The 12,012-nt window shown below is 68.6% G+C and carries 12 protein-coding genes; 7 read left to right on the top strand and 5 right to left on the bottom strand.

Features of this window, described 5'->3' with window-relative positions; all coding sequences use genetic code 11:
- Positions 1–83 precede the first annotated feature (83 nt).
- Together B5F73_RS02890 and B5F73_RS02885 are read right to left on the bottom strand one after the other, a co-directional pair.
- A complete protein-coding gene (locus B5F73_RS02890; protein WP_204206248.1) occupies positions 84–1,112 on the bottom strand; it encodes a sensor histidine kinase in 1,029 nt (342 codons plus the stop codon).
- A gap of 13 nt (positions 1,113–1,125) precedes the next feature.
- Complete coding sequence (locus tag B5F73_RS02885) at positions 1,126–1,797, bottom strand: response regulator transcription factor (protein WP_087226170.1); 672 nt, start codon at positions 1,795–1,797, stop codon at positions 1,126–1,128.
- Positions 1,798–1,957: 160 nt separating this feature from the next.
- Between B5F73_RS02885 and B5F73_RS02880 the strand changes: the two genes are divergently transcribed.
- The 5 genes from B5F73_RS02880 to selD all read left to right on the top strand — a co-directional run bounded on the left by B5F73_RS02880 (position 1,958) and on the right by selD (position 8,297).
- Positions 1,958–3,592 (top strand): AMP-binding protein, encoded by a 1,635-nt coding sequence (locus tag B5F73_RS02880; RefSeq protein ID WP_087226167.1) that lies wholly within the window; start codon positions 1,958–1,960, stop codon positions 3,590–3,592.
- A gap of 96 nt (positions 3,593–3,688) precedes the next feature.
- Positions 3,689–5,458 carry a thiamine pyrophosphate-dependent enzyme gene (locus B5F73_RS02875; protein WP_087226164.1) on the top strand — a complete coding sequence of 590 codons (1,770 nt, stop codon included), beginning with the start codon at positions 3,689–3,691 and terminating at the stop codon, positions 5,456–5,458.
- Between the two features lie 3 nt (positions 5,459–5,461).
- On the top strand, positions 5,462–6,061 hold the full coding sequence (locus tag B5F73_RS02870; protein ID WP_087226161.1) for an indolepyruvate oxidoreductase subunit beta: 600 nt from the start codon (positions 5,462–5,464) through the stop codon (positions 6,059–6,061).
- A 447-nt stretch (positions 6,062–6,508) separates the two neighbouring features.
- Positions 6,509–6,880 (top strand): DUF1508 domain-containing protein, encoded by a 372-nt coding sequence (locus tag B5F73_RS02865; protein ID WP_087226158.1) that lies wholly within the window; start codon positions 6,509–6,511, stop codon positions 6,878–6,880.
- A 376-nt stretch (positions 6,881–7,256) separates the two neighbouring features.
- Positions 7,257–8,297, top strand: a complete 1,041-nt coding sequence (selD, locus tag B5F73_RS02860) for a selenide, water dikinase SelD (RefSeq protein ID WP_087226812.1) — start codon at positions 7,257–7,259, stop codon at positions 8,295–8,297.
- 17 nt (positions 8,298–8,314) lie between these two features.
- On the opposite strand, the gene B5F73_RS02855 is transcribed toward selD, so the two are convergent.
- Positions 8,315–8,818, bottom strand: coding sequence for a DUF188 domain-containing protein (locus tag B5F73_RS02855; protein ID WP_087226155.1), 504 nt, complete (start codon positions 8,816–8,818; stop codon positions 8,315–8,317).
- Positions 8,819–8,876: 58 nt separating this feature from the next.
- On the opposite strand from B5F73_RS02855, the gene B5F73_RS02850 reads away from it, so the two are divergent.
- Together B5F73_RS02850 and B5F73_RS02845 are read left to right on the top strand one after the other, a co-directional pair.
- A complete protein-coding gene (locus tag B5F73_RS02850) occupies positions 8,877–9,323 on the top strand; it encodes a hypothetical protein (RefSeq protein WP_087226152.1) in 447 nt (148 codons plus the stop codon).
- Between the two features lie 109 nt (positions 9,324–9,432).
- Positions 9,433–10,122 carry a C39 family peptidase gene (locus B5F73_RS02845; protein WP_204206246.1) on the top strand — a complete coding sequence of 230 codons (690 nt, stop codon included), beginning with the start codon at positions 9,433–9,435 and terminating at the stop codon, positions 10,120–10,122.
- Here B5F73_RS02845 and B5F73_RS02840 read toward each other — a convergent pair.
- Both B5F73_RS02840 and B5F73_RS02835 read right to left on the bottom strand, forming a co-directional pair.
- On the bottom strand, positions 10,114–11,304 hold the full coding sequence (locus B5F73_RS02840; protein WP_143803113.1) for a HAMP domain-containing sensor histidine kinase: 1,191 nt from the start codon (positions 11,302–11,304) through the stop codon (positions 10,114–10,116). The two genes, B5F73_RS02845 and B5F73_RS02840, sit on opposite strands and share 9 nt — an antisense overlap.
- The gene (locus tag B5F73_RS02835) at positions 11,294–12,007 is read right to left on the bottom strand and encodes a response regulator transcription factor (protein WP_087226146.1); all 714 of its coding nucleotides are present in this window, start codon (positions 12,005–12,007) and stop codon (positions 11,294–11,296) included. The genes B5F73_RS02840 and B5F73_RS02835 overlap by 11 nt, the downstream gene beginning before the upstream one ends.
- Positions 12,008–12,012 lie beyond the last annotated feature (5 nt).

Raw genomic sequence — 12,012 nt, 5'->3', positions numbered from 1 at the left:
TACATAATCAAGCACAACATTCTATATATGCAGGAAAAAATAACGTACATGTACGATTTTGTGCGTTATTTTGCGAGGCAGCGCTAGGCGCGCTCGGCGCTGTCGGGGAAGGCGAGAAAGACCGTGGTGCCCGCGCCCTCCTCGGACTCCAGCCACGTGCGCACGCCCATCTTGTCGCAGAGCTCGCGCACCAGATAGAGCCCCATGCCGGTGGAACGCGCGAAGCGTCGGCCGTTCTCGCCGGTGAAGCCCTTGTCAAAGACGCGCCCCACGTCGGAGGCCGGGATGCCGATCCCGTCATCGGCGACCGCGAGCACCGTCTCCCAGGCGTCCAGGCCGGTCTCGCGCCGCTCCGCCCAAATGCGGATGCGGCCCTCCCCGTCCTTCTCGCCCCGGTACTTGGCGGCGTTCACGAGCACCTGCCCGATCACGAACGACAGCCACTTGGGGTCGGCGCGCACCGTGAGGTCGAGCTCGCCCAGCTCGGGCGCCACGCGCGCGCCGATCAGCGTGCGCGCCTTGTGGCGCAGCGCGTCGCGCACCACGTCTGCCAGCACGACCTGGCGGATCTGGAAGTCGCGGTCGAGCGAGGTGCCGCGCGAGTAGTAGAGCGCCTGCTCCACGTAGCCCTCGATCTGGTCCAGCTCGGCGTCCATGGACTCCGTGGCCGGTGAGGGGTTGTTGCGTGCCACGAGCCGCGCGGCCGCGATTGGCGTCTTGATCTCGTGCACCCAGGTCTCCACGTACTCGCGGTACTCGCGCGAGCGGCGACGCGCCGCGGCGATGCGGTCGCGCATGGCCTTGGACTCGCGGTCGAGCGCGTCGTAGAAGATCTGGCCCTCGGGAAAGGAGGGGCGCTCCGTGAGCTCCGTGGCGAGGTAGGTCTCGTCCAGCGCGTCGAGGGCGTCCTCGAGCCGCTGATAGAACGAGCGACGGTGCAGCCAGTCCAGCACGAGCGCCAGCGTCGCCGCGAGCACGAGCATGCCGCAGACAAAGGCCACCGCCGCGCCGTCCAGGCCGTAGACGGTCATCACCAGCGCGGCAAACGCGAGCGCCGCCGCGCCCACGGCGAGCGGGGCCAGCCGGTCTGCGATGTAGGCGCCAAAGCCCACGTTCTTCTCGCCCCTACTCCACCAGGTAGCCCAGGCCGCGCCGGGTGCGCACGAAGTCCTCGACGCCGATCTTGGCGAGCGTGGCGCGCAGGTGGCTCACGTTCACCGTGAGCGTGTTGTCGTCCACGAACTCGTCGGAGGCCCAGAGCTCCTCCTGGATGCGCTGGCGGCTCACCACCGCGCCGACGTTGCGCATGAGCAGCGCGAGGATGCGCAGCTCGTTCTTGGTGAGCTCGGCGGTGCGGCCCTGGTAGGACACGCTGCAGCGCGCGGTGTCCAGCGTGACGCCGCCGTGGGTCAGCTCCGCCGAGGACGCCCCCTCGCCGTAGCTGCGCTTGAGGACCGTCGCCACGTGGGCGAGAAGAACCTGGTCGTTGTAGGGCTTGGGCACGAAGTCGTCCGCGCCGAAGGAGAGCGTGAGCAGCTCGTCCATGTCGTTGTCGCGCGAGGTGACCACGACGATGGGCACGCTCGAGCGGCGGCGCACCTCGCGGCAGACGTAGGTGCCGTCGACGCCGGGCAGGTTGAGGTCAAGCAGCACCAGGTCGGGCGCGACGGCCAGGATCTTCTCGGCCGCGTCGTCAAAGTCCGAGAGCGCCGTGGCCTCGTAGCCGTTGCGTGCGAGCAGCACGCAGAGCTCGTCGCGCAGGCGCGCGTCGTCCTCCACCACGAGCAGCCGTCGCATGTGACCTCCCGAGTCCGCGGTTCTTCTCGCCCACATGATAGGGCAACGGGCGCGGCACACGCCGGCACGTCACGGTCGCGTTACGCGCGCGGCGGCGCGCCCTTCTCGCCCGCGACGGCGGGCTATGATGTGAGGGCCCGCACCAGACCGAAAGGCACCCATGACCATCGTCGACATGCTGCGCGCCAACGCCGAGAAGTACCCGAGCGAGGTCGCCCTCGTGGAGGTCAACCCCGAGAGGCGCGAGAACCGCCACATCACCTGGCGCGACTACGACCTGGTGGAGACCACCGACGACGAGCCGTTCCGCCGCGAGATGACGTGGTCCGTCTTTGACGAGAAGGCCAACCGCTTTGCCAACCTGCTGCTGTCCCGCGGCGTGCGCAAGGACGACAAGGTCGCCATCCTGCTCTACAACTGCATCGAGTGGCTGCCGCTCTACTTTGGCGTCCTCAAGTCGGGCGCCACGGTGGTGCCGCTGAACTTCCGCTACTCCGCCGACGAGATCGAGTACTGCCTGGACAAGGCGGACGTGGACATCCTCGTCTTTGGCCCGGAGTTCATCGGCCGCGTGGAGGAGATCGTGGACCGCATCCAGGCGGGCCGCCTGCTCTTCTTCGTGGGCGACGACTGCCCCACCTGGGCGGAGAGCTACCGCGAGCTGGCGAGCCTGTGCTCATCGGCGGACCCGCGCGTCCCGCTCTCCGAGGACGAGGACGCCGCGATCTACTTCTCCTCCGGCACCACGGGCTTTCCCAAGGCGATCCTGCACCACCACCAGAGCCTCACGCAGGCGGCCGAGATGGAGCAGGCGCACCACCACCAGACACACGACGACGTCTTCCTGTGCATCCCGCCGCTCTACCACACGGGCGCGTGCATGCACTGGCTGGGCAGCCTCATGGTGGGCGGCCGCGGCGTGCTGTTGCGCGGCGTCTCGCCCAAGACCGTGCTGGAGACCGTCTCCAGCGAGCGCTGCACCATCGTGTGGCTGCTCGTGCCGTGGGCGCAGGACATCCTCGTGGCGCTCGAGGAGGGCACGGTCCGCCTGGACAACTACCACCTGGACCAGTGGCGCCTCATGCACATCGGCGCGCAGCCGGTGCCGGAGAGCCTGATCCGCCGCTGGCGCACGGTCTTCCCGCACCACGCCTATGACACCAACTACGGCCTCTCGGAGTCCATGGGCCCGGGCTGCGTGCACCTGGGGCTGGAGAACATCGACCACGTGGGCGCGATCGGCGTCCCCGGCTACCGCTGGAGCTGCAAGATCGTGGGCGAGGACGGCGCCGAGGTCGCGCCCGGCGAGGTCGGCGAGCTCTGCGTGCAGGGCCCCGGCCTCATGGAGTGCTACTACAAGGACCCCGAGGCCACGGCCGAGACCCTCGTGGACGGCTGGCTGCACACCGGCGACATGGCCCGCCAGGACGAGGACGGGTTCTACTGGCTCGTGGACCGCAAGAAGGACGTGGTCATCATGGGCGGCGAGAACATCTACCCCGTGGAGATCGAGGACTTCCTGATGGGCCACCCCGCGATCAAGGACGTGGCCGTGATAGGACTCCCCGACGAGCGCCTGGGCGAGATCCCGGCCGCGGTCATCGAGCTCAAGCCGGATGCCACGCTCACCGAGGATGCCGTCATGACGTTCTGCGGGCGGATGCCGCGCTACAAGCGGCCCCGCCGCGTGATCTTTGCCCCCGTGCCGAGAAACCCCACGGGCAAGATAGAGAAGCCGGCGCTGCGCGCAAAGTACGGGGCGGACGCCCTCGTCGCACGCGAGACGCGCCGCTAGGAGAGGCATGAGACAAAGGGGACAGGTTCCTTTGTCTCATTGAAAGATATATGAGACAAAGGAACCTGTCCCCTTTGTCTTATCGAGAGGAGAGACATGGACAAGCACCTCATGTCCGGCAACGAGGCCATCGCCCAGGGCGCCTGGGAGGCCGGCGTGGCCGTGGGCGTGGGCTACCCCGGCACGCCGTCCACCGAGACGCTCGAGGCCCTCGTGCGGAAGGACGACGTCTACTGCGAGTGGTCCCCCAACGAGAAGGTCGCCTTCGAGGTGGGCCTCGGCGCCGCCATCGCCGGCGTGCGCTCGCTCGTCACGATGAAGCACGTGGGCGTCAACGTGGCCGCTGACCCCTTCATGGCCGCCGCGTCCACCGGCGTGAACGCCGGCCTCGTCCTTCTCGCCGCGGACGACCCGTCCTGCTACTCGTCCCAGAACGAGCAGGACTCGCGCTTCTACGCCGCCTTCGGCCGCATCCCCTGCCTCGACGTCGCCGACTCGCAGGACTGCTACGAGATGGCCCGCGCCGCCTTCGAGCTCTCCGAGCGCTTTGACACGCCGGTCATGCTGCACGAGACCATGCGCATCGCGCACACCCGCACGCTCGTCTCGGCGTCCGGCGCGCGCGAGGCCGTGGCCCCGCGCGACTACGCCGACGACATCCCCAAGTACGTCATGATGCCGGCCAACGCGGTCAAGCGCCGCGTGGTGGTGGACGAGCGCCAGGCCGAGCTCGAGGCCTATGCGGAGACCTGCCCGTACAACGTGGTGGAGATGCGGGACGAGAAGATCGGCGTCATCTGCGCAGGCGCCGTCTACCAGCACGTCCGCGAGGCGCTGCCCGAGGCCTCCACGTTCAAGCTCGGCCTCGCCTGGCCGCTGCCCGCCCGCGCGCTCGCCGACTTTGCCGCGTCCGTCGACGCGTGCTACGTGGTCGAGGAGGCCAGCGACTACTTCTCCTCGCACGTCCGCGCCCTCGGCGTCGAGCTCGCCGAGCCGCCCGCCGCGCCGCTGCCCGTCGCCGGCGAGCTCAAGCCCGAGCTCATCCGCGCCGCCTTTGGCGTGGAGCTGCCCACGCACCTCGCGCCCGCCACGGACCTGCCGCCGCGCCCGCCGGCGTTCTGCCCCGGCTGCCCGCACCGCCTGGTCTTTACCGAGCTGCGCCGCCTCAAGGCCATAGTCACCGGTGACATCGGCTGTTACACGCTCGGCGCCGTCGCGCCCTACGGCGCATGCCACACGGTCATCGACATGGGCGCCTCGCTCTCCATGGCGCACGGCATGGAGCTCGCCGGCGCGCCTGAGCGCACCGGCCGCCCCGTCGTGGGCGTCATCGGCGACTCCACCTTCGCGCACTCCGGCATCACGAGCATGCTCGGCACCATCTACAACGGAGGCACCGGCACCCTCTGCATCCTGGACAACCGCACCACGGCCATGACCGGCACGCAGGGCAACCCCGTGAACGGCGTCACCCTCACGGACAGCTCGCACAAGATCGGGCCGCTGGACAACCCCACCGGCAAGGCGCTCGATCTTCTCGCCCTGTGCCGCGCGATGGGCGTGGAGGACGTCGTCGAGGTGGACGCCCAGGACCTCCAGGCCGTGTGCTCCGCGCTCAAGGCCGCCGTGGCCAACACCGAGCAGCTCTCCGTCATCGTCTTCAAGGCGCCGTGCCGCCTCATCGACCGCAGCCGCGGCAAGGAGCCCACGATCCGCGACTGCCGCGCGTGCGGCCAGTGCGTCAAGATCGGCTGCCCCGCGCTCGGGCGCGCCAAGGACGGCACCGCGGTCATCGACCCCACGCAGTGCGTGGGCTGCGACCAGTGCGTCCAGTCCTGCCCGTTCGGCTGCATCACGAAGGAGTAAGCAATGGAGAAGTTCAGCGGAACCAAGACCATCCTCCTCGTGGGCGTGGGCGGCCAGGGCACGATTCTCGCGGGCAAGCTCCTCGCGACGGTGGCGGCCGGGGCGGGCCTCGACGTCAAGGTCTCCGAGATCCACGGCATGAGCCAGCGCGGCGGGTCCGTGAGCACGGTCATCCGCCTGGGCGAGCACGTCGCCACCATGGTCTGCGACGACGGCTGTGCCGACGTGGTGGTGGCCTTCGAGGCCGTGGAGGCCCTGCGCGCCCAGCACTACCTCGCCGAGGGGGGCCGCATGTTCGTGAACGACGAGGAGATCACGCCCGTCTCGGTGAACATCGGCAACTTCACGATGCCCGAGCGCGTGGACGAGCGCCTGCGCGAGCTGGGCGCCCACCTGCTGGACGCCGGCGTGATCGCGCGCGGCCTGGGTGCGCCGCGCTCCACCAATGTGGTGCTCGTGGGCGCGCTCTCCACGGCGCTGCCCTTCGACGTGGAGCTCTGGCGCGACGCCGTGCGCGCCTGCGTGCCGCCCGCGACGGTGGAGGCCAACCTCGCGGCCTTCGACGCCGGCCGCGACGCAGCCCTGCGCGGCGAGGCGCGCTAGTCGCCACAGCGAGAGGTTCTTCTCGTCTGCTGTCCTTAAAATCCGGGCTGCGGCACAACTGGGTTGCCGCAGCCCCTTTTTTCAGGACTTCTCGACTCAAGACAGCAGGTCGAGAAAAACGATGCGTGCCGCAGGTTGATTTTTCAGGACGCCTGAGCAGCGAGCGAGAAGAACGCGCGCCCCAGACGACGAGACCCCGGCCGCCGCGGCGACCGGGGTCTTTGCGTCCTGGTGGGCCGACGCGTCCCCCGACCACGCCGACCCGTCTTTTCGGGGGATGTAAAGAGATACTACCCCATTTTTCCTGCTCGCAGTCTGACGTATGGCCAATCGGCCCTTCTCCCCGAGCAAAACCGACCGCCTGCGTACTTGTTGCCGCGGTACGGGGCGCGTCACGATAGTGTAAGGAATAATCTGTTCGCTGCGATCTTATGGTGGTGATTTCCCATGGGACAGTACGTCGTGGTTGAGAACGAGGGCCGCTACTGCTTCAACCTCTGCGCCTCCAACGGGCACATCCTCATGTCGTCGATCATCTTCCCGTCCAAGGACGAGTGCCTGCACGGCATCGAGTGCGTGCGCGCTTCCGCCGAGAACGCGGAGATCGAGGACAGCACGATCGACGCCTTCGATCGCGAGTCCACGCCCAAGTTCCGCATCTACGAGGACTTTGACGGGCACTACTTCTTCCGCTTCATCACCCACGAGGCCGGCGACATCGCCCGCTCGCACACCTACGAGCACAAGGAGTCCCTGCTCAGGCGCATCGAGCGCACGCGCGCGGAGTGCGACTCCTCCCTCGCCGCAGACGAGAATTAGCGACGCTCGAAAACGGACCAGACTCGGCACGCCCCGGACGCCCCCGAACACGTCCGGGGCGCCCTTGTGAGGACGGACTTCCCGTCAGCGTTGCCCTACGCACCGTTGATGAACGCTTTCTACCTTGAAAACCGGGTTGTGAACAATCTGCGGGTGCCGTGCACGTTATCCGAGCCGTCTCCGAGAGCGTTTCCTGCGGTTTCTTTGGCCCGGACTGGCTTTGCGGACGCCCTCGCCGGCCAAATCTATTCAGAAGTCGGATTTCAAGGCAGCTCGATTGCGCGAGGCAAAAACTACCAAGAGGCGCCGAGGCACTTTCGTTGGAAAAACTTGAACTACCTGTCTGAAGCAACACGAGAGGAGCACGGACATGGACATGACGGGCGTGAGGCTCACGGAGCTCGTGGAGGCCGCCGGGTGCGCGGCCAAGATCGCGCCGGGCGAGCTCGCGGGCGTGCTGGCGGGGCTGCCGCGCCTGGACGCGCCGGAGCTCGTGGTGGGCTTTGACGCCTCCGACGACGCCTGCGTGTGGGACCTCGGCGACGGTCGCGGGCTCATCGCCACGACGGACTTCTTCCCGCCCATGGTGGACGACCCGTTCCTCTTTGGCCAGGTCGCAGCCACCAACGCGCTCTCCGACGTCTACGCCATGGGCGGGCGGCCCGCGCTCGCGCTCAACCTCCTGTGCTTCCCCAACTGCCTGGGCATCGAGGTCGCCGGGCAGATCCTGGCTGGCGGTGCCGAGACGTGCCGTCGGGCCGGGTGCGTCGTGGCGGGCGGCCACTCGATCAACGACCACGAGCCCAAGTACGGCCTCGCCGTGACGGGCTTCGTGCAGCTGGACGAGCGGCTGGAGAACGGCGGCGCACAGGTGGGAGACGCGCTCGTGCTCACCAAGGCGCTCGGAACAGGAGTCCTCACCACCGCGCACAAGGGCGGCCTTCTGGACGACGCTGGCGTGCGCGTGGCCACGGACTCCATGGCCACGCTCAACGAGGCTCCCGTCCGTCTGGCCCGCGAGCTGGGCTTCTGGCCGCACGCCGCCACCGACGTCACGGGCTTCTCGCTCATGGGGCACTCCTGCGAGATGGCCGAGGCCTCGGGCGTCACGCTCGAGATTGCCGCCGATGCCGTGCCCGTCATGGCGCGCGCCCGCGAGATGGCGGCGCTCGGCCTCATCCCCGCCGGCGCCTACCGCAACCGGGACTTCTTTGGCCCGCGCGTGGCGCTCGCCGAAGCGCTGCCGCTCGACCTTACCGACGTCCTCTTTGACCCGCAGACCTCCGGCGGCCTGCTGCTGGCGCTGCCCGAGTTGGACGCGGAGCGGCTCGTCGACGCCCTGCGCGACGAGGGCCTCCCCGCCGCGGTCATCGGCCGCGCCGTCCTGCGCGGCGAGAAGAGCGTCGTTGTAGCGTAGGCTGCCGGTTGCTGCCGTTACCTGCTGAGAAGGTCAGTGAGGTTGCGGGTGAAGCACTCGCGGTCGTCGTCCGTGAAGGCCGCCGGCCCGCGCGTGCGGCCGCCGGCGCGACGCACCTTCTTCTCCTCGTGGCGGATGAAGAGGTCCATGTCGATCGTGGCCTTGGTGTAGACGCGCCCGCGCACGCCGATGGCCGCCGCACCGCGCCCGAGCACCATGCTCGCGAGGCCGATGTCCTGCGTGACCACCACGTCGTCCGGCTGCAGGCGCTCCACGATCGCAAAGTCCGCGCTGTCCGCGCCGATCGAAACGTCGAGCACATCCACCCAGAAGCCGGCGTGCGTGGCGTCGCGACCGCGAGCGTGATCCGCGTCGCGCGGGTCGTCGCGCCGAATGTGCCGCTCGAGGTTCTGCGTGGTGTTGCCCACGATAACGACGGGCACCCGGGAGCGCCGCGCACAGGTGAGCGCCTCGCGCGTAACCGGGCACGCGTCGGCATCGATGTAGAGGGTGCGTGGCATGGGCCTCCCTTGCCGATGAGTGACTAGACTATAGAGCAGTCGACGACGGGAGGCTCGCATGAAGAGGGTGACTGCGGTTCTTGCGATGCTCTGCCTGGCGTGCGCGCTCGTTCTTCTCGGCTGCGGGGCCACCTCTGCCGGCACGGTCGTCTTTGAGGAGACGGTCTCCCCCAACGAGAAGTACGTGAGCTCGGAGGCGGACGTCGTCTACTACACCGTGCGGGTGACGCAGGCCGCGCCGGGCACGGCGACGGTCTCCGCCGAGTCCAACTCCGGGTTCTTCGAGCCGGTGAGCTACGAGATCGAGTGCGACGGCGAGCTCTCCGCCGATGACGTCTCAGTGAAGTGGACCACCCTCATGGGCGGCACCGAGCCGAGCGAGGACGACCAGATCGCCGTCGCCGAGGTCTCCGTACGCGCGGGCGACGGCAGCTCGTACGAGCGGAAGATCAGCTTCGTCACCCGTGCGCTCGAGATGGCGGCCGAGGCAACCCCGGGCGCGTAGACGCGTGGCGAGCAGGACCTCAGCACCTTAGGGAAGTCTTAGCAGTCGGTTCATGCGCCGTTATGGCGGACGCCCCTAGGCTTGGGCAATCCAAGTCGAAGGGGGAAGCATGAGCAAGATTCGTGTGGCGCCGTGCAGGTACATCAACCGTAGGAGGGCTCGGCGGGTGCCGCTCGTTCTTGGGGTCGCCGGGGTGCTGGCAGTCGCGCTCGCCGTTGTCGCCTGGCTTGTTGTGACCTCAATGGAGAGCGGGGCGGAGCACACGGGCGGTTCCGTGTCATACCACTCCACGCCCCGCTCGGAGTGGCGGGCGGGCGAAACTCCCTTCCTCTACCAGACCGACCCACAGTGGGCGAGCCACCCCTACGCCGGAGGAACCGTCGAGAAGAACGGCTGCGGCCCCACGTGCCTCTCGATGGTCTACGTGACACTCACCGGGCGCGACGACCTCGACCCCGCCGCCATGGCGGATTTCTCGGAACGCGACGGCTACGTGAGCAACGGAATGACGGCGTGGGCTCTCATGACCGACGGCGCAGCGAAGCTGGGACTCGTCTCCGAGGAACTGCCTGCCAGCGCGAGCGTTGTTCGCGAGGCGCTTCTCGGCGGGAAGCCCGTCATCTGCAGCGTGGGGCCAGGGGACTTTACCACCACGGGCCACTTCATCGTGCTGACGGGCCTGACCGAGGACGGCGAGGTCGTCGTTCACGACCCCAACAACGCCGAGCGCAGCTCGCGCCCCTGGGACCTCGAGCGCGTGCTCGGGCAGTGTCTGAACCTGTGGGCCTTCTCAGCGTGAGAGCGGAAGCTCGACGGTGAAGGTGGTGCGGCCGTTCTCGCTCGCGGCGGAGATGGTGCCGCCGTGCAGCTCCACGATCTCGCGCGCGATGGCAAGGCCAAGGCCGGCACCGCCGGTGGCGCTCCCACGGGACTCGTCCAGCCGGAAGAAGCGGTCAAAGATCGCGCGAAGCTTGTGCGAGGGAATGGTCGCACCCGTATCGGACACGGCAACGACGACGCTCCCCTCCCCGGCCGAGACCTCAATCTCAACAGGCGTCCCCTCGTCGCTGTAGGCAATCGCGTTGCGCAGCAGGTTGCCAAAGACGCGCGCGAGACGAGCCGCGTCGGCCGTGACCACGAGCGGCTCGCCCGGCCGCTCGACGGTCCGCACCGTGCCCGCCACCGTCACCTGCGCCACGTTGCCGTGGGCAGAAAGTGCCGGGTAGAACTCGTCGGCGAGCTGGACGAGAAGCCCGGCGAGGTCCACGGGCGCAAGCTCGAGCTCGATATTCGTGAGGCTGTAGCGCGTGATGTCAAAGAACTCGTTCACCAGGCGCTCGAGGCGGCACGCCTTGTCCAGCGCGACGCCCGTGTAGCGGACGCGCTGCGCCTCGGGCATGTCCGGCACCTCGTCCAGGAGCGAGAGGTAGCCGATCACCGAGGTGAGCGGCGTCTTGAGGTCGTGCGCGAGGTAGGTCACGAGGTCGCTCCTGCGCGCGGACTCGTCGGCGAGCTGGCGCTCCCGCTCCGCTGCGGCACGCTTGGCGTCGGCGGCGACGAGCGCAAGCTCCTCCCAGCCGGACGGGAACGCCTCGTGGGCCTCCAGGTCGTGGGCGAGAAAAACGCGCAGCAGCTCAGCGGCGCGGGCTCGCTCCTCGCGGCGCGCACGACGGGCGGAGAGGACGGCTGCCACCGCACAGCCCACGGCGAGAAGCACGATGCCGCAGATGCCCAGCTGCATGAAGAAGTACTTGGTGCCAGAGACGTCCAGCACCATCTCCGGCCAGAGGCCAAATTCGTTCAGATTGTCGACGTTCAGAATCTGCGGGGCCAGCCAGTCCATGAACGAGCCGTTCCAGGCCTTGTCCACAAAGCCGAAGACCGTGCTGAACGCCGCCGATGCGACCAGGATCGCGCCCGCCACCACCGCGACGGTCAGGACGATCGATCGCGCCCCGCCGTTCTTCTTGCTAGCGCTCAATCTTGTACCCCAATCCCCAGACGGTCCTGATGTAGCGCGGGTCCTCGAAGGAGTCGCCCATCTTCTCGCGCAGGTGCCGCACGTGCACCGTGATCGAGCCCGAGCCCCGCTCGTAGTACTCGTCGCCAAATATGCGCTGGTAGAGCTCGCGCGCGGAGACGACCGCGCCGTCGGCCTCGAGCAGGATCCGCAGCAGGGAGAACTCCGTCGGCGTGAGGGCGAGCGGGCGCTCGTTCAGGGTTGCCTCGTGGGCCGGCACGTCGAGCACGAGGCCGCGGCACGCGATGACGCCGTCCTTCTCGCCGCGCGCCCCGCCTGCCGCGTTGTACGTGGTATAGCGCCTGAGCTGCGCCTTCACGCGCGCCACGAGCTCGAGCGGCAGGAAGGGCTTCACCACGTAGTCGTCCGCACCCAGGGTGAGCCCGGCGATCTTGTCCGCCTGCTCGCCGCGGGCCGTGAGCATGATCACGGGGTAGCTGTGGCGCTCGCGGATGGCGCGGCAGACCTCGAGGCCGCTCGCACCGGGCAGCATGACGTCGAGGATCGCAAGGTCGAGCGCTGGCGCGTTGGCATCCGTCACCCGCGCGGCCGCCGACGAGCCGTCGCCGAGCGTCTCCACCTCGAAGCCCTCCGCCTCGAGGTAGACGCGCACGAGCTCGCAGATCTCCGGCTCGTCGTCCACCACCAGCACACGTGCGCCCATGCGCC

The organism is Olsenella sp. An270 (assembly GCF_002159735.1).
Taxonomy (GTDB): domain Bacteria; phylum Actinomycetota; class Coriobacteriia; order Coriobacteriales; family Atopobiaceae; genus Thermophilibacter.
Note: the sequence above shows the minus strand (reverse complement) of the source record. Positions and strands in the feature narration are given on the sequence as shown.

Bases quoted from the DNA above. Each gene is read 5' to 3' on its own strand.
- B5F73_RS02885 (WP_087226170.1), bottom strand. From the start codon at position 1,797: ATGCGACGGCTGCTCGTGGTGGAGGACGACGCGCGCCTGCGCGACGAG.
- B5F73_RS02855 (WP_087226155.1), bottom strand. From the start codon at position 8,818: ATGCCACGCACCCTCTACATCGATGCCGACGCGTGCCCGGTTACGCGC.
- B5F73_RS02835 (WP_087226146.1), bottom strand. From the start codon at position 12,007: ATGGGCGCACGTGTGCTGGTGGTGGACGACGAGCCGGAGATCTGCGAG.
- B5F73_RS02865 (WP_087226158.1), top strand. From the start codon at position 6,509: ATGGGACAGTACGTCGTGGTTGAGAACGAGGGCCGCTACTGCTTCAAC.
- B5F73_RS02880 (WP_087226167.1), top strand. From the start codon at position 1,958: ATGACCATCGTCGACATGCTGCGCGCCAACGCCGAGAAGTACCCGAGC.
- B5F73_RS02850 (WP_087226152.1), top strand. From the start codon at position 8,877: ATGAAGAGGGTGACTGCGGTTCTTGCGATGCTCTGCCTGGCGTGCGCG.
- B5F73_RS02875 (WP_087226164.1), top strand. From the start codon at position 3,689: ATGGACAAGCACCTCATGTCCGGCAACGAGGCCATCGCCCAGGGCGCC.
- selD (WP_087226812.1), top strand. From the start codon at position 7,257: ATGACGGGCGTGAGGCTCACGGAGCTCGTGGAGGCCGCCGGGTGCGCG.
- B5F73_RS02870 (WP_087226161.1), top strand. From the start codon at position 5,462: ATGGAGAAGTTCAGCGGAACCAAGACCATCCTCCTCGTGGGCGTGGGC.
- B5F73_RS02845 (WP_204206246.1), top strand. From the start codon at position 9,433: ATGAGCAAGATTCGTGTGGCGCCGTGCAGGTACATCAACCGTAGGAGG.